The 24023-nt window shown below is 66.2% G+C and carries 18 protein-coding genes and 1 pseudogene; 7 read left to right on the plus strand and 12 right to left on the minus strand.

The genetic code is table 11. The features are described 5' to 3' along the window. Nucleotides 1–47 precede the first annotated feature (47 nt). The 4 genes from OH799_RS08140 to OH799_RS08155 all read right to left on the minus strand — a co-directional run bounded on the left by OH799_RS08140 (nucleotide 48) and on the right by OH799_RS08155 (nucleotide 4986). On the minus strand, nucleotides 48–2213 hold the full coding sequence (locus tag OH799_RS08140; RefSeq protein WP_406277319.1) for an acyltransferase family protein: 2166 nt from the start codon (nucleotides 2211–2213) through the stop codon (nucleotides 48–50). A 357-nt stretch (nucleotides 2214–2570) separates the two neighbouring features. Continuing rightward, nucleotides 2571–3461 carry an alpha/beta hydrolase gene (locus OH799_RS08145; protein WP_406277322.1) on the minus strand — a complete coding sequence of 297 codons (891 nt, stop codon included), beginning with the start codon at nucleotides 3459–3461 and terminating at the stop codon, nucleotides 2571–2573. 66 nt (nucleotides 3462–3527) lie between these two features. Then, nucleotides 3528–4136 carry a TetR/AcrR family transcriptional regulator gene (locus OH799_RS08150; RefSeq protein WP_406277327.1) on the minus strand — a complete coding sequence of 203 codons (609 nt, stop codon included), beginning with the start codon at nucleotides 4134–4136 and terminating at the stop codon, nucleotides 3528–3530. 118 nt (nucleotides 4137–4254) lie between these two features. Further along, the gene (locus OH799_RS08155) at nucleotides 4255–4986 is read right to left on the minus strand and encodes an alpha/beta fold hydrolase (protein WP_406277330.1); all 732 of its coding nucleotides are present in this window, start codon (nucleotides 4984–4986) and stop codon (nucleotides 4255–4257) included. 233 nt (nucleotides 4987–5219) lie between these two features. Between OH799_RS08155 and OH799_RS08160 the strand changes: the two genes are divergently transcribed. From OH799_RS08160 to OH799_RS08190, 7 genes are all read left to right on the plus strand, one after another. Next, nucleotides 5220–6035: a PaaX family transcriptional regulator C-terminal domain-containing protein gene (locus OH799_RS08160; RefSeq protein ID WP_406277333.1), complete on the plus strand. Its 816-nt coding sequence runs from the start codon at nucleotides 5220–5222 to the stop codon at nucleotides 6033–6035. A 99-nt stretch (nucleotides 6036–6134) separates the two neighbouring features. Further along, nucleotides 6135–7841 (plus strand): FAD-dependent monooxygenase, encoded by a 1707-nt coding sequence (locus tag OH799_RS08165; RefSeq protein ID WP_406277336.1) that lies wholly within the window; start codon nucleotides 6135–6137, stop codon nucleotides 7839–7841. Further along, nucleotides 7838–10045 (plus strand): acetate--CoA ligase family protein, encoded by a 2208-nt coding sequence (locus OH799_RS08170; protein WP_406277339.1) that lies wholly within the window; start codon nucleotides 7838–7840, stop codon nucleotides 10043–10045. The genes OH799_RS08165 and OH799_RS08170 overlap by 4 nt, the downstream gene beginning before the upstream one ends. Next, nucleotides 10042–11751, plus strand: coding sequence for a (2,3-dihydroxybenzoyl)adenylate synthase (locus tag OH799_RS08175; protein ID WP_406277342.1), 1710 nt, complete (start codon nucleotides 10042–10044; stop codon nucleotides 11749–11751). The genes OH799_RS08170 and OH799_RS08175 overlap by 4 nt, the downstream gene beginning before the upstream one ends. A gap of 310 nt (nucleotides 11752–12061) precedes the next feature. Beyond that, nucleotides 12062–13699, plus strand: a complete 1638-nt coding sequence (locus OH799_RS08180; protein WP_406277346.1) for a sigma-54-dependent Fis family transcriptional regulator — start codon at nucleotides 12062–12064, stop codon at nucleotides 13697–13699. An 86-nt stretch (nucleotides 13700–13785) separates the two neighbouring features. Then, on the plus strand, nucleotides 13786–14886 hold the full coding sequence (locus OH799_RS08185; protein WP_406277350.1) for an NAD(P)-dependent alcohol dehydrogenase: 1101 nt from the start codon (nucleotides 13786–13788) through the stop codon (nucleotides 14884–14886). Between the two features lie 28 nt (nucleotides 14887–14914). Further along, complete coding sequence (locus OH799_RS08190) at nucleotides 14915–16381, plus strand: aldehyde dehydrogenase (protein WP_406277353.1); 1467 nt, start codon at nucleotides 14915–14917, stop codon at nucleotides 16379–16381. Between the two features lie 277 nt (nucleotides 16382–16658). Here OH799_RS08190 and paaZ read toward each other — a convergent pair. The 8 genes and pseudogenes from paaZ to boxB all read right to left on the minus strand — a co-directional run. Beyond that, nucleotides 16659–18203 (minus strand): annotated as a pseudogene (gene paaZ / locus OH799_RS08195) (phenylacetic acid degradation bifunctional protein PaaZ); the annotation flags it as partial. Continuing rightward, complete coding sequence (locus OH799_RS08200; protein WP_406277356.1) at nucleotides 18203–18385, minus strand: hypothetical protein; 183 nt, start codon at nucleotides 18383–18385, stop codon at nucleotides 18203–18205. The gene OH799_RS08200 and the pseudogene paaZ, both read right to left, overlap by 1 nt. Nucleotides 18386–18397: 12 nt before the next feature. Then, nucleotides 18398–19237, minus strand: coding sequence for a 3-hydroxyacyl-CoA dehydrogenase family protein (locus tag OH799_RS08205; RefSeq protein WP_406277359.1), 840 nt, complete (start codon nucleotides 19235–19237; stop codon nucleotides 18398–18400). A 20-nt stretch (nucleotides 19238–19257) separates the two neighbouring features. Next, the gene (locus OH799_RS08210) at nucleotides 19258–19551 is read right to left on the minus strand and encodes a hypothetical protein (protein ID WP_406277362.1); all 294 of its coding nucleotides are present in this window, start codon (nucleotides 19549–19551) and stop codon (nucleotides 19258–19260) included. A 4-nt stretch (nucleotides 19552–19555) separates the two neighbouring features. Next, on the minus strand, nucleotides 19556–19897 hold the full coding sequence (gene fdxA, locus OH799_RS08215; RefSeq protein WP_406277365.1) for a ferredoxin: 342 nt from the start codon (nucleotides 19895–19897) through the stop codon (nucleotides 19556–19558). An 18-nt stretch (nucleotides 19898–19915) separates the two neighbouring features. Continuing rightward, on the minus strand, nucleotides 19916–20977 hold the full coding sequence (locus OH799_RS08220) for an NAD(P)/FAD-dependent oxidoreductase (RefSeq protein ID WP_406277368.1): 1062 nt from the start codon (nucleotides 20975–20977) through the stop codon (nucleotides 19916–19918). Nucleotides 20978–20981: 4 nt separating this feature from the next. Next, nucleotides 20982–22583: a benzoate-CoA ligase family protein gene (locus tag OH799_RS08225; RefSeq protein ID WP_406277371.1), complete on the minus strand. Its 1602-nt coding sequence runs from the start codon at nucleotides 22581–22583 to the stop codon at nucleotides 20982–20984. A 12-nt stretch (nucleotides 22584–22595) separates the two neighbouring features. Beyond that, nucleotides 22596–24017 carry a benzoyl-CoA 2,3-epoxidase subunit BoxB gene (boxB, locus tag OH799_RS08230; RefSeq protein WP_406277374.1) on the minus strand — a complete coding sequence of 474 codons (1422 nt, stop codon included), beginning with the start codon at nucleotides 24015–24017 and terminating at the stop codon, nucleotides 22596–22598. Nucleotides 24018–24023 lie beyond the last annotated feature (6 nt).

The following is a 24023-nucleotide window of genomic DNA, read 5'->3' on the forward strand; positions in this document are numbered from 1 at the left end:
CTCGAGTCACCGAAAAGCCCCTCGGCCTCGAAGCCGGTAGGCGCAGCTCAGCCATGGGCAAGCGCGCGGTCGACAAGCGCACCGATGACCGGTCCGAGGGTTCGGGCGTAGCTGACTGTGAGGTGATTGTCATCGCGGTACACCAGGTTGTTGCCGACGATCGGGGGGCAGCGTGCGGTGGTGCAGAAGAGCGGGGTCAGGTCTGCGTACTGCCCGCCGCTGGCAGTCGCCGCCGCCTGCTCGGCCGCTATACCAGCGTCGTTCACCGCGACCGGCCGCGCGGGGGTGCATGCGGCGGCATCGTCGATATGTTCCGACAGGCACGCCGGCACGGTGGAGTGTGGATCGGGGATCCCCCCGAGAACAAGGACGGCCGAGCCGAACTCCCTCATCTGGGCAACCATGCGGTTCAGACCATCGATCCATGCCTGGTCATAGGAGACGAAGCCGAAGTCGCCACCATAGCGCCGGGACATGCTCACCACGATCAGCCGCGGGCGTTCGTCCCGGAGCCTGGCCAGGATCTGGCCACGCCATTGATCGCATTCGGTGTACTCCCGGCCCAGATAGGGGCTGGTGATGGGCAGGTCGAGCAGTGGGCAGGTGACCTTTGCCATGGTTTCCAGCCGCCAGTGCCGCGGCACGGCGATCTGCTCGAACGCCGGAGTCCACATCGCGGCATGCGAGTCGCCGACCAAGGCCACTGTGGTAGCGGATCCCGTATCGCCGGAGGCGCACTCGCCGCTGCCCACCTCATGCCAGGACCGTACGCAGCCGTTGACGAATACCTCCGCCTTGTCGCTGGCCGCGTTGGCGAGCGAAGGGGTGAGATTCGAGGGGACTGCCTGGATTTCCGTTGAGGCAGCGATCACGGACTGCGCTTGCGCGACCAGCTGCCCGACCGCCTCGTCGTGCGGGGCGGTGGCGGGAACGGCCGGCGTCTCGGGTGCTGTGAGCGTTAGGGTCGGCGCCGCCATGCCACGGCCGACCGGGGCGGGCACGAGCACGATCAGCGCCAGCACCACACCGATGGAGACTGCGGTACTCGCGCCGCCACAAGCGAGGCTGAGGGTGGCCGAACGTCGCAATCGGGGGGCGAAGCGGACCGGATTCTCGACCAACCAGTGGGTGAGCATGGCGAGTCCGCCGGCCATGGCAACCGCGCCCAGCGAGCCGACCAGACCAAGCGGGTGGCCGAGCACCTGCGGTGCCAACACCAACACCGGCCAGTGCCAGAGGTACCAGGAATAGGATACGGTGCCGATCGCCCGCATCTCGGGCACAGCCAGGACGCGACCGACGCCGAATCGTGGTTCGGCACAGCCGGATACGATCACCAGGGCCGCTCCCAGGACGGGCACCAGCGCCGCCGTGCCGGGATACCGAGTTGTCCCGCTCAGGTGAACGCAGGCCACGCCGATCAAGATCAACCCGACCCATCCGGCGGCGGCGGCCACCGATTTCGGCAGCCGGGACCATACGACGGCCGAGAGCGCCACCACGCCGCCCGCGGCCAGCTCCCAAGCCCGTGCGGGCAGCGAGAAGAATGCCCAGGGGTGCAGCGCGCCGGTCCAGATCAGCGAGGTCGCGAAAGAGACCGCGGCGACGACCGCGAGGACGAACAGGTACGGGAGCGGGGAGGCCGAACCGGTTCGGCTCCGCCGCATGAGCCAGGCCGTAGCGATGATGAGCGCGGGCCACACCAGATAGAACTGCTCCTCCACGCCGAGCGACCAGAAGTGCTGAAACGGCGAGGGAGGCGTGTCGGCGGCAAGGTAGTCGGTGTCGTGCAGGGCGAGTCGACAGTTCCCGGCATACAGTGCGCTGGCGATCCCGTCGCCGAGAACTCGACGGGCTTCCAGCGGCGACAGCAGCATCGCCGAGGCGATCGCGGTGGCGACCAGCACGATGCCTGCCGCGGGCAGCAGCCGGCGGGCGCGGGCGCCGTAGAACCGGGCCAGCCCGACAATGCCGGTGCTCGCTGCTTCGCGGCAGAGTATTCCGGTGATGAGAAAGCCGGAAATGACAAAAAAGATGTCCACACCGACGAATCCGCCCTTGATTCCCGGCACACCGGCATGGAAAAGCACGACAGCCAGTACGGCCACCGCTCGAAATCCCTCGATATCGGGCCTGAATTCCGGCTGTGGCGACGCGTGGTGAACCCGATCTGCCCGCCGATTTCGCAATCCGCTTCCGACCGTGGCCGTCATGGGCAGCATTGTTATCGGTCTCGTCGCCTATGTCGCGACGACTCGCCGCTTGCCGGGCTCCTGGCCTCGATGTTTCAGGCAGCCCCGGCATGATCGGAGCGGTTGTCCGCTGGGCATCGAGTCACCCACGAATGTTGATCAGCCAGCGTGCCGACGAGGTGACTCCGCACAAAAATCTATTTCCATACATTCCGGTTTCCTGCAATAGAACTCGCCGTTTCACGATGTATCACAAGCCACAAGAGTAATTCTGACAACGACACAGTGACTCGGTATCAGCCTGGTCCGCGCGCCCTTTCGATACTCCCAAGTATCGGTGGCCCGGAGCAGCGGCCGATCAGCTCAGGTCGGTTGGGATCACTTACGCAGGTGGCGGACGAGGAAGTCGCGCGCGGCGGTCGATGCCTGGCCGAACCGTTCCTCGTATACCGAGAAATGCCCACCCTCTACGAGCTCGAGCTGCTTGGGTTCCAATGCCTCGGCGTAGCTTTGCAACGCCAGATCGGCCGGTGTCAGCGTGTCGTTCTCGGCAACGATCATCAGCAGCGGGGTGGGGGAAACCCGGCGGATGAAGGCCTCGGGAGCGTAGGACTGGAACTTATCGATACTGGAGACAGTCACCTCGTTACGCCAGGTGGGAACTCGAGGCCCGTTGTCCATGAGCCACCGGTAGACCTCGGCACCGGGCATGGCGACCATTTCCAGCGGATCGTCGGACGCCGCCTTGATCGTGGCATGCGGTGCACCGGCGAAGCGCTGTTTCCGATCCTCGGCGATCGCCTCGCGCACGTGAGGCAATTGCACCGACGGAACCAACCGGGTGAAAGTCGCCCAGCCCTGGGTCAGGGGCACCTGCGATACCACCGCGCGCACCCGGCGGTCGGTGGCCGCCACCACGAGCACATGGGCGCCCGCGTAGCTTGTCCCCCACACCCCGATTCGTTCCGGATCCACGCCGTCGAGCTGCTGCGCGAAGGTGATCGCATCGCGATAGCCATCGATCTGCGCCACCGGATCCACCTCGAAACGGGGCTCGCCGTCGGAGGTTCCGAATCCGGGATGGTCGTAGACCAAGCACGCTAGACCCGCATCGGCCAGCACCTCGGCAAAGGGGGCGACCCACTCCTTCACCCCCGCGAAACCGTGGGTCATCACAACCAGCGGCGCGTCGGCCGCGGTATCGGTCGGGCGGTACAGCCATCCCCGCAATGTCACACCCTGGCTGACGAACTCCACGTCGGCGCGCAAGACCGGCCCCTTTCGTTACGATATGGAACGTAATTATTCGAAGAGTAATGACATACCCGAGTGGCGTCAATCACGTCCCGAGAACCCAACAGCGTCCAGCGCGGATCGCACCGTCAGCCGCACCAAACACTCATCGATCGGTCCGACGGCAGGAAACAGCGCACGCATCAGCATCGGTCCCGTGATGAGATCGCAGATCCATTCCGGGTCCGTTCCCGGCGCAATCTCGCCCCTTGCCACCGCCCGATCCAGGATGGAGGCGGTGGACCTGCGGCGGGGCCGCAGGAATCGCTCGTAGAAACTGGCGGCAAGTGCCTCGTTGCGCGACAGGTCGTCGAGCAGGCCGGGCAATGCGTTGCCCAGGACATCGTCGGTGAACAACTCCATCTGGTGGCGCTGGATCGCGAATAATTCGGCCTCGATACCGCCCAGATCCGCCGAGCCGGGATGCAGCCCGTAGCGGTCGATCAACACCGCGACCACCAGCTCGGCCCGGTCCGCGTAACGCCGGTACAGCGCCGGTCGGCTAGTAGCCGCCTCATCCGCCACCGCCTGCAGGGTGAGCGCACCGTAACCACACTGTGCGATCAGCCGCGCGGCGGCGTCGAGCAGCGCCCTGTCCACCGTGCGGTTCCGCGGCCGCCCCACACTCGGCAAGTCGTGACCCTCAGGCATCCGACCACCGTACGACGGCCGCTAACACCGGCGAACGAGCACGAGCCCGATGGCGTGGCGACCGTCTCGACTATCGTTCGCCGCTGCGCACGGTCGGCGTCATGACGTGCCGGTGCCGCTAGCCGTCCGAAGCCTGGATCATCGCCTCCGCGAGCGATTCGGGTCGAGTCAGCTGCGACTCGTGGCTGCCCGGGGTGTAGATCACCGGAGCTCCTGGAAGACGCTCGGGAAATCTTGGCGCCCAAGCGAACTCGCCAGGCGGCAGGGCGAGGTCGTCCTTGGAGAGTACGTACGCGGACGGCAGTCGTAGCCGTTCCCATTCGTCGAGGTCGAGCGCTTCGTTCATGGTGTGGAACGGCTGGCGCTCGAGTAGTGGGTAGACCACGTTCTGAGTCTCGGGCGAGGCGTCCTGCATGAATGCCGCACAGAAGACCTCGAACGGGAACATCACCGAGTTGTCCGGCGACCCTGCGGCCGACGCGCGGAACATCTCGCCGTAGGCGGGCGGGCACAGGTCGATCAGGGTCTCGCCGCTGCGCGGAACGAATGCGCTCCAGTACACGAGGCGGGAGATGCGGGTGGCAAGCCGCACTGCCGCCCCGGACACCGGGAATCCGCCCCAGCTGTGCCCGACCAGGACCGCATTGCGCAGGTCGGCGCGTTCGACGTAGTCGACAAGGTAATCGACGGCGTCGGCGAGGTGCACATCCGCGCGCTGGTCGCCGGCGTTGAGGCCCGGCAGTGTCGGCGTGTACACGACGTGGCCGTGCGCCCGTAGGTGCTCGGCCACCGGCCGCCAGCTCCATCCGGCATGGCAGGCGCCGTGGACGAGGACGAACGTACGCGACATCGTTGTCTCCTTCTACAAGTGGTGACAGTCGGGAAAGCGAGACGCCGCCGCAAGTGCGGGCAGACTTTCCTACGACTCGGTTCTCTCGATCTCGCGCGGACGACGGACACCCGGAGGGCGACTTTTTCGGAATCGGCGATCTGTGAGCCCTGTCACTATGTAACATGTATCTATGAAATGTCAATATAAGTGAAACACATTCCGGCGATTGATCGCGGCCCGAAGGGAGTGCGATGCGACCACGCGCACTGGTGTTCGACCTATACGGCGAGTTCTTCCGTTACACGGGAGGCGCCGCCAAGCTCGGCGCCCTCACCGAGCTGATGGGCGTTTTCGGCGTCGAATCGGCGACGGTGCGGGTGGTCATGACCCGCCTACGCAAGGAAGGCTGGTTCGATTCCACGAAGTCTGGTCGTGAGGTGTCCTACCTACTCAACGACAAGAGCTGGCAGCTGCTCGACGACGGCCGCAGCCGTATCTTCCAGCGAAACTCCGACGAATGGGACCGCACCTGGACTCAAGCGCTGGTCGACGACTCCGGCCTGGACCGCGAGCAGCGCAAGCGGATCGAGAAGTCGCTGAGCTGGTGGGGCTTCGGCACCTACGGTGGCACGATCTGGTTCTCGCCGCACGACCGGGAAAAACAGTTGCGCGAGGCGCTGGACGGCGAGGACGACGTGCGGATTCAGTTCCTGCGCAGTAGGACCGCAGGCCTGCCGAGCGACCGCCTGATCGCCCAGCGCTGCTGGGATCTCGGCGAGCTCGGCGCCGACTATCAAACGTTCATCGAAGAGTTCCGCCCACGCCTGGCCCGCTACCGGCGCGGCCTGACCGGCAGCACCGCGCTGATCGAGCACATGATGCTGGTGCAGCACTACCGGCGCTACCCGTTCCGCGATCCGGATCTGCCGGAGATGCTGCTGCCCACCGGCTGGCGCGGCCGGGCCGCACACGAGGTGTTCACCGAGTGCCACGACGTCCTGCACGTCGAAGCCGAGTCGTTCGTCGCGTCGATCGCTGCCGCCACCTCGCCGACCGACGTCACCTAGATATGTAACACATATTTTGACCATTCGCGTACCGCTGTTACATAATGCCCGCTAGCTTCGCGTATGCGATCCGCGCCACAGTCAGAGAAGGCGACCCCGATGTCACTCCCAGAGCAGCGCCCCGCTCCCCCGCCGCCCCTGCGCGTCGCGTGTATAGGCGGTGGCCCCGGTGGTCTATTCGCCGCCATCGCGCTCGCGCACGCCGTGCCGGGCTCCGTCATCGACGTGTTCGAACGGAACAGCGAATCCGATGTGTTCGGTTTCGGGGTCGTGTTCTCCGACGCGACACTGGATAACGTCGACGCGGTCGACACGGTGCTGCGGGATGCGCTGGCCACCCACGGGCGGCACTGGGACAGCATCGAGGTCCACCTGAAGGACGCCACGGTCGCGGCCGGCGGCAACGGGATGTCGGCCATACACCGTCGCGTACTGCTCGGTGCTCTGCGACAGCGGGCGACAGAGCTGGGCGCGCGGCTGCACTTCTCGACCGAGGCGGATGTCGATGAGCTCGACGCCCGAGGTGAATACCACCTGATCGTGGCGGCCGATGGCACCAACTCCACTGTGCGGCAAAGATTCCTGAATGAACTCGGACATTCGGTCGAGCAGGCGGCCGTCAAGTTCATCTGGTTCGGCACCACTTACCAGTTCCGAGGGCTGACCTTTCTGCACGAACAGTCCGAGCACGGCAATTTCGCCGTGCACGGGTACCCGATCGGCTCGGGTCTGAGCACCTTCATCGTCGAGACCGACGAAACCACCTGGCGACGTGCAGGTCTCGAAAGATTCGACATGTCCGCCCCGCCAGGAGTTTCGGATGAGGTGACCCAGCGCTACCTCGAGCGGCTGTTCGCCGACCAGATCGACGGACGGGCACTGGTGGCCAACAACTCGCGCTGGGCCAACTTCCGCACCCGCCGGACCGACCGCTGGCACACCCGCGGCACCTACGGCACCCCGGTGGTGCTGCTCGGTGACGCCGTACACACCGCGCACTTCTCGGTCGGTTCGGGCACCAAGATGGCCATGGAGGATGCCGCCGTGCTGGCCGGTACCGTGGCTGAGCAGCCCGCCGACTTGGAAGCCGCGCTCACGCGATTCCAGGAGATCCGCAGTCCGCAGGTGGGCAAGATCCAGGACTCGTCTATGCCGAGCCTGTCGTGGTGGGACCACTTCGGCGAGTATTACCGCGCCTTCGAGCCGTGGCAGTTCGGATTCCACTTCTTCAGCCGGTCCATCTCGGCGGAGAAGATCCGCGTGCGCGACGGCGAGTTCATCGCCGCCACCGAGCATGCGTGGTACGCCGAATTCGGCGCGGCCCCGCTCGACACGCCGCTGCGGCTGGGGTCGACCATGTTCGGCTCCCGGATGCTTCGGTTGACCGAGTGCGGCGACGACCGAATACGACTCGGAGACGGCAACACAGCACTGTCCGCGGCGCGTGGGGCGGCAGGCGGTGACGGCACGGTGCCCCTCGTCATCGCCCCGGACATCGAAGCCAGCTCGCTGCCTGCCGACGTTCGCGCCGAGTTGGACCGGCTGTGCGCGTCGCGGCCCAACGCGGTTGTCGTGCGCGGAGGCACCCCGCTGTCACGAGTCCTGTGCTCGGAGCATGTGCGCTTGAACCGGCACATCCCGGCGATCGTCGTCGACGCGCCCGCCGCCGTCCGTACGCGCCGGGCCGTGGACGAGCGTGATTGTGCGGCCACACTGATTCTGTCCGGGCGCGCCGATGCGGTGGCGTTCGAACCGGATCCGCAGCATGTCCCCCGGATTCTGGCCGATGTCGAGGCGGCACGATGACCAGCACACGGACCTTCCCCACCGATGGCTCGTCCGTGGCGCGGCCGCGGCTCGACCGGCTCTTCCGTCCGTCCTCGGTCGCAGTGATCGGTGCCTCAGCGGTGCCAGGCAAACTCGGGTCGGTGATGCTCGAAGCCGTCGCATACGGCGGCACCGGCATCCGAGCCGCCTATGGGATCAACCCGAGAATCGCGGGTGAGGGCATGCATCCCTCCCTGCGGGCGGCCACCGAATTCCATGGTGGTCCACTTGATTTGGCTGTGCTGTGCGTTCCCGCCGCGGCCACTCCCGACGCGTTGCGCGAGGCGGCGGATTGTGGTGTCGGCGCTGCCGTGATCTGCTCGGGCGGATTCGCCGAGGTCGGCGCCGAGGGTGTCGGATTGCAGGAGGAGTTGGCGAAGATCATTGCCACGACAGGTATTCGGCTGCTGGGACCGAACACCTCGGGATTCTTCCGGCCCGGCGAGGCGATGGTCAGCTTCGTGCCGACCGTGCGGCACATCGCCCCAGGATCGGTCGCCGTCGTCGCGACCAGCGGCGGGATGAATCATGCGTTGTCGTTCCTGCTGTCCGACCACGGCGTCGGCGTGGGATTCGGTGTGGGACTGGGTAATTGCGTAGATGTCACTCAGGTCGACGTGCTCGAATATCTGCACACCGATCCGTCGATCACCGCCGTCGCACTGCATATCGAGTCGGTCGACGACGGCGGCGCGCTGCTGTCCGCGCTGCACATGGTCACCACGGACAAGCCGGTGGTGGCGATGGTGGTCGGACGCAGCGACGTGTCGGCGTTCTCCGAATCCCACACCGGCGCGCTCGCCACCTCGTGGCGCACGACGCGTGCTCTGCTCGCGGAAGCCGGCGCCGTTGTGGTGGATTCGGAGCATCAGCTGGCCGACGCGTTGGCGGTGCTGAGCCGCACCAGACTGCCCGCCTCCGCCGAGCCGGGCATCGGCGTGGTCACCGCGCAGGCGGGCCCCGGCTTGGTGGTACTGGATCAGCTCCTAGCAGACGCAGTTCGCGTACCTACGCTCGCTGCACCCACCCAGCAGCACCTCGCGCGGTTATTGCCCTCGATGACCTACCAGTCGAATCCGGTGGATACCGGCCGACCGGGACCGACATTCGATGCCGTGCTCTCGGCCACCGCCGCCGATCCCGGGATCGATGCCCTGGCGGTCTATGCGCTCGCCGAGCCCGATGCTGTCGATCTCGCCGACGCGGTGTTCCGCTCGGGGGTCCACGAGCGGCTTCCGGTTGTGCTCGGCATCGGTGGTCCTGCCTCCGCTGTCGCCGAAACCGCCTCTGCGGCCGCGATATTCGCCGTTCCCGTACTGGCGAGTCCGTCCGCGCTCGCCATCGGGATCCGGGCACTCGTGGCAGATGCGCGGGCTCGGTATCTGCACTCCGGAAACGGTGAGACGCCAGTTCCGCAATGCGCTCCGGCCGTCGTTCTCCCGATTGACGAATCCACCAGTGCGGAACCGGCCGGGACTCCGGACCGGCCGCCCGGCTCGGCGGACACAGACAAGCCGGCCCCGGCCATCGCCTTGCCCGCCGACGAGGCGACGGCCAAGGATCTGCTCGACGCACTGGAAATTGCCACCCCACCTCGGCGAGTGTGTACCGACCGGGCCGCGGCCCACCGCGCACTGACCGACCTTCCGCTTCCGGTGGTGGTGAAGATTCTCGACCCCGCGGTACTGCACAAGACCGAGATCGGCGGGGTACACCTGAACATTCGCACCACCACGGAACTCGATGCGGCGCTCGACGCTCTCCACGCGATCAGCGCACCCGCCTATCTGGTGGAGAGTATGGCCGAGCCCGGTGTCGACCTGTTCCTCGGCCTCCGCCGCGACCCGGTGTTCGGCCCCATCGTGGTTGCCGGTTCGGGCGGCACAGCGGCCGAGGCGATCGGGGATGTCGCCATCCGCAGCCACCGCGTCACCCTCGCGGGCGCGGCCGCCATGCTCGACGACCTACAATGCGCGCCCCTGCTGGACGGCTGGCGCGGCGGCCCGGTCCTCGATCGGGGTGAATTCGCCCGTATGGCGGTAACTCTCGCGCGCTACCTGACCGACCACCCGGAAATCAGCGATATCGAAATCAATCCCCTGCGGCTGACCGCGACCGGCCTGATCGCGCTCGACTCGGTCGTCGTGGCCACGCAGGACCGGCTCGAAGGAGAGCTGCCGTGAACACCCGAGTTCCCGTGTCGATCGACGGTGTCGTGCCCTGGCCCGACGACGTCGCAGCGAGATACCGAAGGGCAGGGTACTGGCAGGACAGATCGCTGGCCTCCCACATCGCGGAGCAGGTCGCCCGGCGCCCGGATGATGAGGCCCTCGTGGATGGCCCGACCCGGCTGACCTACCGGCAGCTGTGGGATCGGGCCGCGTCCTGCGCGCAGGCGCTGCTCGATCTGCACATCGCACCGGGCGACCGCATCGTGTTGCAGCTGCCGAACTGCTGGGAGTTCGTCGCGCTGACACTCGGCTGCCTGCGCGTCGGTGTGGTGCCGGTGATGGCACTGCCTGCGCACCGGCAACACGAGCTCACGCATCTGGCTGCGGTGGCCGGGGCTGTCGCGATCGTGGTGGCCGACATCGACCGTGACACGGATCTGCGGCAGGTCGCCCAGCAGGTCGCGGTCCAGGTGCCCAGCCTCCGCTCCGTCTTGGTACATGGTGAATTGTCCTCTGGCACAGCCGAATATGCTCCCGAGAACAGCCTTGGGGCTACTTACGACACGACCGTGCGGTTCGCCGCTACCGATTACGAGCCCATGGGCGCCGATGTCGCCTGCATGCTGCTCTCCGGCGGCACCACCGGATTGCCCAAGCTGATCGTCCGCACCAACGACGACTACGCCTACAACATTCTGCAGTGCAATGCGGTGTCCGAATTCGATTCGAGCACGGTCTATCTCGGTGCGCTGCCCTGCAGCCACAATTTCCCGCTGGCCTGTCCCGGCGTGCTGGGCACACTGGTCGCCGGTGGCCGCGCAGTGATGCTGCCTTCGCCGTCCCCCGAGCGCGCGCTGCGCGCCATCGACGCCGAGGGCGTCACCGTCACGGCCGTCGTGCCGGCGATCGCGCAGAGGTGGATCGAGTATCAGCGTGAGCGAAACGTCTTGCGCGGCAGAAGCTTGCGCGTGTTACAGGTTGGCGGTTCACGTATGCCCGACGAGCTTGCCGCCCGGGTCGAACCGGTGCTCGGCGCACGGCTGCAGCAGGTGTTCGGCATGGCCGAGGGCCTGATCAACATGACCCGGCTCGACGACGACCTGGAGATCATTCTGACCACCCAGGGTCGGCCGGTCAGCGACGCCGACGAGATCCGGGTCGTCGACGAAAGCGGCAATCCGGCGCCCAACGGCATTCCGGGCGCGCTGCTCACCCGTGGCCCCTACACCCCGCGCGGGTATTTCCGCGCGCCCGAGCACAATGCGCGCGCATTCACCACCGACGGCTGGTACCTCAGCGGGGATGTCGTCCGACGCCGCCCGGACGGCAACCTGGTCGTCGAGGGCCGGGACAAGGACATGATCAACCGCGGCGGTGAGAAGATCTCCGCCGAAGAAGTCGAGAACTTCGCATACCAACTCGACGGCGTCGAGATGGCGGCCGCCGTCGCCATGCCCGACCCCGTCCTCGGTGAGCGACTTTGCCTGTATCTGACTGTAGTGCAAGGACATTCGGTATCTCTTGCCGATGTCTTCGCCGTCATGAACGCTGCCGGGGTGGCCAGGTTCAAGATTCCGGAACGGCTCGAGGTCATCGCAACGATGCCCACAACGAAGGTCGGCAAGATCGACAAGAAAGCGCTCCGCGACGACATCCGCGAGCGCGTCGCCTGGGACCACGCGGAACCGGGGCCTCGGCCGAGGAAGCCACACCAATAGCGGCGGTACACGAGGGTTCGACTCTCACGGCGAGGGTCGCCGGACCGCCGCCGTCGCCTGGTGGGCTGGCCGCGGCGAGGCCTCCGTGCGCATCGAAGACCACCTCGATGGGCTGCCGGGCTGGCTATGAGCCAGCCCGGCAGGTCCGGCCGCACGCTTTGCTTGGATGTTCATCCACGTCTCTCGTGCGGTTCACCTTATTTTGTGACAAATTGTTGACGTTACGATATTTTTATGTAGCAATAGTTGGGTGGTTGAAGTACGTGATCACAGTCACAACAGCGGGCGTTCGCCATCGGCTCGGATCTCCGTGAAACCCGACGACACCATGTCGCTGAACTCGGGCCGCGACCCGCTACGTCCCGAGATAGCTCTGTCCTGGCAACGCTCCCGGCTCAGTGGACTCAGCCCCGGCACCCCCAACCTGCGGGTGGATTCCGATGCGGTGGATCGTCGGAGCCGTCTGGTCGCCGCCGCGGCACCGGTGCTGACCAAACTCGCCGAGCAACTCGCCGACACGCCTTTCTGCGTACTGTTCGCCGACCGGGAATCGCGCATCGTCGGCATGCCGACAGGGTCGCGCACGCTCCGTGACCGGCTCGACCGGCTCGGCGTCGTCACGGGTGGGGTTTTCCTCGAGGAGACCACCGGCACGAATTCCATCGCCACTGCACACGAACTGCACCGCGGTGTCGCCGTCCACGGTGACGAACACTACCTGGAGCCATTCAAGGCCTTCAGCTGCTACGGACACCCGATCACCCACCCGGTGACCCGGCGTCTGGAAGGGGTCATCGACATCACCTGCCTGGAGGTACACGATTCACCGCTGCTGGGTCCGCTCATCACCCGCACCGCGCGCGACATCGAGGACCGCCTGCTGGCCGCGAGCCGCCGCGGCGAGCAGCGGCTGCTGGCCGCATTCCAGGTGGCCTGCGGCGGTCATCACCGGCCGGTGCTGGTACTCGGCACCGAGGTAACCCTGGCCAACCGCGCTGCCACCGAACTGCTCGACCCGCTCGATCACCTCCGCCTGCGGGACCTTGCCGCGGCCGGCGGTAGCGACGCCGAATCCCATGTTGTCCAGCTGGTGTCGGGGCAGTGCGTGACCGTGCGGGTGCGTGAGATCGAATCCGGACTCGACGGCACACTGTTCGAATTCGGCAGCGCCGACCGTCATCCGGCCACACCGACCGCCGATACCATCAGTTCGGAGGGTCTGCCGGGTCGGCCCGTCTACATCGGAGGTGCTCCCGGCACGGGCCGGACCACCTTGGCGCTGTTGATGCTGGGCGGCACCGAGGTCGTCGTGCTCGACGCAGTCGACGCCGCACACCAGGAGACGACGTGGCTGGACAGTCTCGAACGAGCCGCGTGCCACGGCCCGACCCTGCTCGTCGAGAACATTCATCTGCTACCGGAGATCTGCGCTGTGCGATTGCGCCGAGTGGTGGATCAGCCCCGGCTGCGCGTCGTCCTCACCGGCGCCCCGCTCGCCGAGCTCGCCGGACAGGGAGCACTACTGGCCGCGGCGTGCACGACACACCGTGACCTGGCCGCGCTCGCCGAGCGAACCGAGCAGCTGCCGCGGCTCATCCGGGTAATGCTCGATCAGCTCGGCGTCGGCGACCGGCTGCGCTTTACGCCGGCGACCTTGGCGGCGTTGGCCGGCCACCAGTGGCCCGGCAACCTCTGGGAACTGTCGGCGGTCGTGCGCAGCGTTGCCAGCCGTCGTTCGGCCGGGGACATAACCCCGTTCGATCTGCCAAACCGATATCAGGTCAGCCCGCGACTGCGCACCATGACTCCTCTCGAGCGCGCCGAACACGACGCGATCCTCGCCGCCCTCCGCGCGTGCAACGGCAACAAACAGCGGGCCGCCGAACGACTCGGCATCAGCCGGACCACGCTGTACAACCGGCTGCGCGCACTACACCTCACCGCCTGAAAAGCGTCCAGAATTTGAACACTCCAGCACGATCGCGAGCTCCTAACGTGACAGTCGTCACACCCGCACGGCAAAGGAGCCGGATCGTGCAGATCACCGCCGCCCTCACCGAAACCCAAGGCGCGCCTTTTACGCTCACACCGCTGGAACTCGATGATCCACGACCCGGTGAAGTCCTGGTCCGAATGGTCGGGTCCGGCGTCTGCCATACCGACCTCATCGTCCGCGATCAGTGGTACCCCGTACCGTTGCCGGCCGTGCTCGGCCACGAGGGCTCCGGCGTGGTGGCTGCCGTCGGTGACGGAGTCAGCTATGTCGCGCCCGGCGACCATGTCGTGCTCACCTTCAATTCCTGTGGCGATTGCCGAATGTGCGTCGCCGGCCGGCCCGCCTACTGTGACCAGTTCTTCGCCTACAACTTCGCCGGTACCCGCGCCGACTCCAGCACTCCCCTGCATCGCGAGAGCGGCGATGTGCACGGCGTGTTCTTCGGGCAGTCGGCCTTCGCCACCTACGCCGTCGCAACCGAACGCAATGTGGTCAAGGTCGACCAGGCTGCGCCGCTGGAGCTGCTCGGTCCGCTGGGCTGCGGCATCCAGACCGGCGCCGGCGCCGTACTCAACACATTGCGGCCCCCGACGGGCAGCAGTCTGGCAGTCTTCGGCGCCGGCTCGGTCGGGCTCAGTGCGGTGATGGCCGCCGTCGTCTCCGGCTGCACCACGATCATTGCCATCGACCTCAACCACGAGCGCTTGGAGCTGGCCAAGGAACTCGGGGCCACCCACACCATCGACGGCGCCGCCGACGACACGGTGGCGGCCATCCAAGAGCTCACGGACGGGCTGGGGGTGGACTACTCCATCGAGACCACCGCGGTTCCGGCCGTGCTGCGGCGGGCGGTGGATGCGCTGAACCAGGGCGGAACCTGCGGACTGATCGGCGCGGCCGCGCTCGGCACCGAGGCGTCGATCGACATGTCCAGTCTTCTGTTCGGCCGCAGCGTCCGCGGCATCGTCGAAGGCGACAGCGTGCCGCGCATCTTCATTCCCAAACTCGTGCAGCTCTACCAGCAGGGGCGGTTCCCCATCGGCAAGCTGATCAAGACCTACGCGTTCGACGACATCAACCAGGCCGTCGAGGACTCGGAAAAAGGGATCACCCTCAAGCCGGTCCTCACGTTCGCCTGAGCCTCTTCGACGATTCCAGGAGACAGTCATGACCGTCGTCAACGAGAACACCTTCACCACCTACGACACCTTCTACATCGGTGGCGAATGGGTGCAGCCCAGCACCGACCACACGATCACCCCGATCGATGCCAGCACCGAGCAGCCGCTAGGTCGCGTGCCCGAGGGTGCCGAGGCCGATATCGACCGTGCCGTCGCCGCCGCTCGAGCGGCCTTCGACGACCCGTCGGGCTGGGCGCAGTGGGAGCCGCGCCGCCGCGCCGAGGTCATGGAGCGGTTGGCGGAGGCGATCGATAAGCGCGCCGATCAGTTCGTGCAGCGGGTCAGCGCTCAGAACGGTATGCCGGTGGCGGTAGCGCAGCAGCTCGAAATCGGTTATCCCAGTGCTGTTCTGCGCTACTACGCCGGGCTCGCGCGCGAGCTGTCGACCATCGAGACCCGAGAGGGCCTGTTCGGCGGCCCCATCGATGTCCGCAGGTATCCGGTCGGTGTGGTCGCCGCCATAGTGCCGTGGAATTTCCCGCAGGCGCTGTCGATGTTCAAGATCGCACCCGCGATGGCCACCGGCTGCACGCTCGTCATCAAACCCTCACCGGAGACCGTGCTGGATGCGTACCTGCTCGCCGAGGCAATCGATGAGGCGCAGGTGCCGCACGGGGTGATCAATATCGTGCCGGCCGGGCGCGAAGTCGGAGCGTACTTGGTCGCGCATCCCGGCGTGGACAAGGTCGCCTTCACAGGATCGACCGCGGCGGGCCGCTCGATCGCCGAGGTGTGTGGTCGGCTGTTGCGTCCGGTCACGTTGGAACTCGGCGGCAAGTCGGCGGCAATCGTGCTCGACGACGCCGAACTGAATCTGGCGAAAATTGGTGCGGGGCTATTCGGTTCGACTCTGTTGAACAACGGCCAGACGTGTTTCCTCGGCACCCGGGTGCTGGCACCACGCAACCGCTATAACGAGGTAGTCGAGGCATTCACGGCGCTCGCGGGGTCGCTGACCGTCGGCATCGCCTCGGATCCCACCACACAGATCGGACCCATGGCAACCGCGCGACAGCGAGCACGCGTCGAGTCGTACATCGCGAAGGGACGCGCCGAGGGCGCCCGCCTGACCGTCGGCGGCGCCCGCCCCAAGGACCTGGACCAGGGGTGGTTCGTCGAACCCACTGTCTTCGCCGACGTCGACAACGGCGCCACCATCGCTCGCGAGGAGATCTTCGGCCCTGTGCTGTCGCTCATCCCCTACGACGGCATCGATGACGCAGTCCGGATCGCCAACGACTCCGACTTCGGCCTCGGCGGCACGGTCTGGACCGCGGACCCCGAGCGCGGCGCTGCCGTCGCCCAGCGGATCCGCACCGGCACCATCGGTGTCAACCGCTATATCCCCGACCCGGCCGCGCCGTTCGGCGGCGTCAAGGCCAGCGGCCTCGGACGCGAGCTCGGCCCGGAAGGACTGGCCGGCTACTTGCAGATTCAGACCGTCTACAGGTAGCCGCGAGCGGTTGGGGCGCGGCGTTCGATGCCGCGACCAACCGCTTGTATAACGGAGCCCGACTTGCACAGAACCTCGCTGCATGTGTCGTTGCCATCGGAAGCCTTGGCACCCACGGAAATCTGCCCGGCCGCCCGACAAGTGTGATGGCCACCGGCTGTGCATGCGGTCAGTGGTAGTGCTGCCGAGACCGCTGAACTCCGACCACCCCGATAACACCGGCGAACGCCCGGATCGCCACCGGTGGAACGCGGCTCACTCATTGCTTCACCTTCTCGGTGAGTCCATCCAGCACAGCGGGCGAACCCTGAATCGCGGTTCGCTGCAGGTGATGCAGTACGGCCCGGACGCCACCGAGCTCTTCGCCGCCGCCGGCGCGGCCAGGCCCGCCGTGCACGGCGTGCGGCAGTGGTGAGCCGTGGCCGGTGGATTCGGCGGCGTCGTCGCGGTCGAGTACCAGCAGTCTGCCGTGCCAGGGCGCGAGGCCGAGCACGATGTCACGAACGAACGCGCCGTCGTGACTGACCACCGATCCGACCAGGCTACCCGCACCGCGTGCCGCCAATTCGATCGCGTGCGTGGTGGATTCGTAGGGAACGAGGGTACTGATCGGACCGAATGCCTCGACCTCATGTGGCGCGCGGGCGTTCGGTTCGGTGCAGCGCAGCAGCAGCGGCGGAAGGAATGCACCGCGTTCCGAATCGGCGTCCGTCAGGTCGAATGTGTCCGGATTGCCATGCACCAGTTCGCATTCTCTGGTCAGAGTGGCCAGCGCATGGCGAACTTCCTCGCGTTGCGCGAGGCTGGCCAGGGCACCCATGTCAACATCGTCGCGCGCCGGGTTGCCGACCCGGATAGCGGCCAATCGCGCGCCGACGGCCTCGGTGACGTCGTCAAGTAGCACGCGTGGCACCAGCGCTCGCCGGATCGCCGTGCACTTCTGCCCGGCTTTTACCGTCATCTCGGTGACGAGTTGCTCAACGAACAGGTCGAATTCGTCAGAGCCGAGGGTGGCGTCGGGTCCGAGGACCGAGCAGTTCAGCGAATCGGCCTCGGCGTTGAACCGGACGGCGTGACGGGTGATCGCCGGATGCGCGCGCAGGGCTGCGGCGGTGGCCGCCGAACCGGTGACCGACAGCAGGTCCTGGCCGGTGAGATGGTCGACCAGGTCACCAGGGGGCGCGCAGACCAGTTGCAACGCACCTTCGGGCAGCAGTCCGGAGTCGAGTATCCGGCGCACCACCAGCTCGGTGAGATAGGCGGTCTGGCTTGCTGGTTTCACGATACTAGGCACCCCGGCCAGGAAGGCGGGGGCGAATTTCTCCAGCATGCCCCAGACCGGGAAGTTGAAGGCGTTGATCTGCACCGCAGCTCCAGTCAGCGGCGAGTAGAAATGTTGCACACCGAAGGATCCCGTCTTCCCGATCCATTCGGTGCCACCATCCAGCAGCGGGCCCGACTCCGGCAATTCCCGGGCGCCCTTGCTGCCGTAGACGAACAGCACCCCGAGGCCGCCGTCTACATCGACACGCGAATCACGTTTTGTCGCACCACTTTGCGTGGACAACGCAGAGAATTCCGCGGTGTGCTCGCTGAGTTGCTTTCCCAGGTCCTTCAGAATCCGAGCACGCTCAGCGAAATTCAGCGTGCGTAGCGCGGGGCCACCCACTGTACGGGCATAGCCCAGCACCGCGTCGTAATTCGGAGTCTCGGTCGAGAATCGAGCCACCTCGATGCCGGTCGCCGCGTCGTGGAGCGGACGCCCAGCATCAGTGGGGACCTGCCAGTTCCCCAGCAGGTAGCTCTGCAGTAACGATGTCATCAGTGCTTCTCTTTCCTGCGAACCGTGGCCGTCAGCCGAGTCGCTGCGGTTGCGGGCGATTGCCCGGATAGTTGGAGATAGGTGCGCTCTGCGTAGTCGATCCACGACGTGTCCATGCCCAGCGACCACAGCCGGACCGGCGCCCCGACCACGCCGCCGTCGCCGATCGCACAGATCGCCATGACTCGACGCGCTCACCAGGTGTAGAAACCACGGCCGGTCTTGCGGCCCAGGTCACCGGCGGCCACCTTGTCGACGAGGATCGCGGGCGGCTCGAAACGGGACCCGTAGGTCTTCACCAGGTGGGTGGCGATGTCGAGGCGGACATCCAGTCCGACCAGGTCGCTCAGCCGCAGCGGCCCCATCGGATGCCGGTAGCCGAGTTCCATTGCGCGGTCGATATCTTCAGCACTGGCGACACCGTCCTCGAGCATGCGCATGGCTTCCAAGCCGATCACGACACCGAGGCGGCTGGTCGCGAAGCCGGGTGCGTCGGCGACGATGATCTTTTCTTTGCCGATCTGCGCGACCGCGATCCCCGCTCGGGATAGGGCCACATCGCCGGTCTGTCGCCCGCGCACGATCTCCACCAGCGGCATCGACCAGACCGGATTGAAGAAGTGCAGACCCACGAACGCCCCTGGCCAGCGCAGCCCGGCCGCCAGTTCACCGATGCCGATACCGCTGGTGTTGGTGGCAAGCACAACCGGTTCCCGGCTTTCCATTCGAGCCAGCACGTCGCGCTTCAGATCGGCGCGCTCAGGCACCGCCTCCACCGCAAGCTCGAGTCCAGCGGGCAGGTCGTCGGTCGCCGACACCCATCGCACGCGCTCGGCTATCGACGACATCGCGGCGCCATCGAGTTTCCCACGCTGATAGGCAATCGCAGCCTGTTCCTGGATCGTCTTCCGCGCGAGACGAATTCTTTCCCGGTCAGGCTCGACAACCGTCACCTCCGAGCCCGTTGCCGCGAAAACGTAGGCGATGCCGACCCCCATTGTGCCGGCGCCCACTACGCCCACCGTCTGCATCATCAGTCGTTTCCTGCCTTCCGTCAGATGTCCAAGCCGCCGAAAGCCGTCGCGGCGTTGCCCGCATACACGTCACGCAGCACACTGTGGGGCAGATCGATCTCGGCCAGTGCGGCCGCGTTGCGCCGAATCCCCGACACCCCTGGCCAATCGGTTCGGAAATCCGGCAGCGCATCCAACCGCTTCGGAACGGGATCTCCCTCGGCGTCGATCATCTCCCGCCAGCCCGGCGCTCCGAACTCGTCGGCCCACTCGCGCCCGGCCGGTTTGAGCGTTGACAGCCGCGCGACGTGCATGTGTGCGTCCACCAACAGCATTCGCTCAGCCGTGCTTGACATAGCCGGCCACGAACTCGGTGTCGGTGCCGATCGGCCCGATGTTCACCGCTCCGCCCGGGGCGCCCAGGCTATCGTCGCGCCCGGGCAGCGGCTCGGTGAAGAACCGTTCGGCGTCGGCAACGAACTGGTGCTGGCCGTCGGGCACTCGCCGGTCCTGACTGATGGCCTGCACCGGGCACACCGGTTCACAGTTGCCGCAATCGATGCACTCCAGTGGGTTGATGTAGAGCTTGCGCTCGCCCTCGTAGATGCAGTCGACCGGGCATTCCTCCATGCAGGAGCGGTCCATCACATCGATGCACGCTTCGGCGATCACGTATGGCATGACCGTTTCCTTCCTTGCTCAGACAGGGACCGCGACCGGCGCGACGTCGGTGGAATGCCCTGGGAATAGCGGCTGTTCGTGATCGATGTAGTGAGCGGCATTGTTGACCGCGGTCGCGGCCTCACCGAAGCCGACCGCGATCAGCCGGACTTTGCCCGGGTAATCGTTGATATCGCCGGCGGCGAAGATACCCGGCATCGTCGTCTGCATCGTCGAGTCGACGACGATGTGGCGGCGGTTGCGAATCTCGATACCCCACTGCAGCAACGGCCCCAGGTTTGCGGTGAAACCGAGCGCGGCAATGATCCGCTGACAGGGCACCGACCGAACAGCGCCGTCGTCGGAGACGACCTCGACAGCGTGGATACTGGCGTCGCCGACCACATGCTGGATCTGTGCGTTCGTGATCACCTCGACCGCCGACGCCTGGACGGCAGCCACCGTGCCGGGGTGGGCACGGAATATGTCGCGGCGGTGCACCACCGTGACCGACCTGGCGATCGGATCCAGCGCCCGGGCCCAGTCGAAGGCGCTGTCGCCGCCGCCGACGATCACGACATCCCTGTCGGCGTATTCGTCGAGCCGCCGCACGAAATAGGCCAGCCCGGCTCCATGAAAGGCAGCGGCGGTAGACAGCGGCCGCGGTGTGAAGTTTCCGATGCCGCCGGTGATGATCACCGACTTCGCCTGGATCGCGATATCTTCTGAAGTGGTTACGACAAAAGAATCACGCTCGTTTTTGCCCGGAATGCGCTCCAAGCGGTCGGCGCGCTGCCCCAGCAGATAAACGGGGTCGAACGACGCCGCCTGTTCGAGCAGGCGCTCCACCAATTCCCGCCCGCGCACCGCGGGGAATCCGGCGATGTCGAAGATCTGCTTCTCCGGATACATCGCGCTGATCTGGCCGCCTGGTTCCGGCAGCGAATCGATCACTGCCACCGACAGTCCTCGGAAGCCCGCGTAATACGCGGCGAACAGCCCGGCCGGTCCGGCACCGACGATCAGCACGTCGACGGCCGTCGCATCCCCTTCGGTTGCCGACATTCTCTTCACTCCTGCTCGACAGTCGTTGTCCACCATTGCCTTACGTCACTTCACCAGTTCGGGTCAGCACGCCGGCCACCTGCTCGCGCAGCACGTTGCGGCGGATCTTGCCGGTCGCGGTCTTGGGCAGTTCCACCATCGCCACCATCGCGCGCGGCCGTTTGAACGCCGCCAATCCGTCCCGGCACCACGCGATCAGCTCCTCCGCGTCCACGCTGCGGCCGGCGTGCACGACCACGCAGGCCACGGGCTTGTCCAAGCCGGACTTGTCCGGTGCGGCGACCACCACCGCCTCTGCGATGTCTGGATGCTGCAGCAACCGCTCCTCGACCTCGGCAGGCGACACCCAGATGCCGCCGGCTTTGAGCATGTCCCCGGAACGACCAAGACAGCTGTAGGTACCGTCGTCGTTGCGCAGGTAGGCATCGCCGGTGCACAGCCACTCGCCTTGGAATACCCGCCGGGTCGTCTCGGCCCGGCACCAATAGCCCGACGCGACGGACGAGCCCTTGAGAAAAAGAGTCCCAGAGTCCCCCACCGCATCGAGGACGACGCCGTTATCGTCACGCAACTGCACCTGGTAACCGGGCACCGGCACCCCGGACGAACCGGGGTGCACCTGCCGCGGCCGGTTGGACAGGAAGATGTGCAGCGCCTCGGTCGACCCGATGCCATCGAGCACCTCCACCCCGAACCGGTCGCGGAACCGTTCGAACAGTGCCGAAGGTAGTGCTTCACCTGCCGAAACACCTTGCCGCACCGTAGCGAAGGTATCGTCCGGCAGATCGCTGCCCAGCAGCGACGCATAGAACGTGGGGACCGCGAAGAATAACGTCGGTCGCGCGGTCCGGATCCGCTCCGCGATGACCGCAGTGGTGGGACGGGCGCGTTCCAGCACTGTGGTAGCGCCGACCGAGAGCGGGAAGAAGCACGAATTTCCGATACCGTAAGCGAAGAACAGCTTCGCCACCGAGAAGCACCGATCGCTCGGCGCGATGTCCAGCACCCCACGGCCGTAGTACTCCGCGACGTCGCGGATGCTGCCGTGCCGGTGCATGGCCGCCTTCGGGGTACCGGTGGTGCCGGAGGTGTACAGCCATAGCGCTGGCGAGTCCACCCAAGTGCCGTAGGCGGTCGCGACCGGCTCGCCGCCGACAAGGTCCTTCCAGCGATGCACCGCTACTCCCGCGGCCACCTCAATATCTCCAGCACCGTCGAAAACCACATCGACGACCTCGGGGGCAGCCGCCACTGCCGGAGCTGCTGCTGCGGCGAATTCGCTTGACGCACAGAAGATTCGGGCCCTCGAGTCGGCGAGCACCTTTCCCAGCTCCGGCCCGGTCAGCATGGTCGACACCGGCACCGCAATCGCCCCGACATACATTGCCGCCAGGATCCCGGTGAGCAATTCCACATCGTCTGCCATGCAGAACAGCACCCGTTCCTCCGGTCGCAGACCCAGCATCCGCAACCCGCCCGCGACCCGGTGTACTTCGTCGGCCAGATCCCGGTAGGTGAGCGTGCGGCTGGCGGCGACGACCGCGGTGCGGGCGCCCCTTCCTTCCCGGATGTGCCGATCCACCAGGTATTCGGCGGCATTGAACAGCGGCGTGGCAGTCGTCGCCGGTGCTATAGAACTCATCGCGCAGCCGCCTCAGGCGAGATAGACGTATTCGTAGTCGAACGGCTTGCCGTTGATGCCATGCACCGGCGGAGCTACCCAACTGGCGATCTTGCCCGGCTGGTACACCGGCTGCATCAGCGACTGGACGAAGAACAGATCCTCGTCGGTCGGCAGCCAATTCCGCTGCGCCTGCTCCCAGGTCGCCGCGTCGAGGATCGCGCCGGCCGGGCTGATGTGGAAATCGGCGTAGGCGCCGACCTCGCGGTTGAACCCGATGTTCGGCAGGCTCAACCGGAAGTCGATCCCGCTGTCGGAGAGGATCTTGTTCCACCGATTGAGACCGCTGCGGCAGTCGGCGATGTACTCGCTGCGCAGATCCAGGTTCAGCGCCAGCAACGCGGAGAGCTCCTCCTGCCCCCAGGTGCCGTCGGCATTGGGCACGTCCATGAACATGCTGTCGTTGGTGAGCTGATGGTCGTCGGTGCGGCGCTCCTCCTGCCAGCGCCCCTTCAAGCCCGCGGTGAAGTAGTTCGCGGCGTTGGTGGAGGTGTCGCTGCCGAACAGGTCCAACGAAACGCTGTAGTGGAAGTTGATGTACTTCTGGATGATCTCCAGCGGAATACCGCCGTGTGACGCGATGTCCATGGTGTCGTGCTCGCGGATCAGTTCGGCGCTGCGCAGCACCACCCGGTCGATACCTGTGGTGCCGACGAACATGTGATGCGCCTCCTCCTTGAGCATGAACTCACAGGTACGCGACAGCGGGTCGAACGCGCTCTCCTTCAGGGTGCCCAGCTGGTATTTGCCGTCGCGGTCGGTGAAGTAGGTGAACATGTAGAACGCCAGCCAGTCGGCGGTCTTCTCGTTGAACGCGCCGAGGATGCGCGGCGAGTCGGGGCTGCCGGAGTTGCGGAACAGCAGCGCCTCGGCCTCCTCACGACCCTCCCTGCCGAAAAAGGCGTGCAACAGATACACCATCGCCCACAGGTGCCGGCCCTCTTCTACGTTGACCTGGAATAGGTTTCGCAAGTCGTACAGCGACGGCGCCGTCAGCCCGAGCAGCCGTTGCTGTTCCACTGAGGCGGGCTCGGTATCACCCTGCACCACGATCAACCGCTGCAGATCGGCACGGTACTCGCCGGGCACCTGCTGCCAGGCCGGCGCGCCCATGTGTTCACCGAAGGCGATACGACGGTCCGGCTTGGGCTCCGACAGGAAGATCCCCCACCGATACTGGTTCAGCGCGACATGGTCGAAATGCGCCCAGCCCTCGCGGCCGACCGATACCGCGGTCCGCAGATAGACGCCGTGTGCCTCCAGCGTGGGACCCATCTCACCCCACCAATTCAGGAATTTCGGCTGCCAGCCCTCGAGGGCGCGTTGCAGCCTGCGATCCGAGGACAGATCGACGTTGTTGGGGATCTTGTCCTCGTAGTTGATCGACGTGGTCATGATGGG

This window comes from Nocardia sp. NBC_00881, from assembly GCF_045207455.1.
Classification (GTDB): domain Bacteria; phylum Actinomycetota; class Actinomycetes; order Mycobacteriales; family Mycobacteriaceae; genus Nocardia.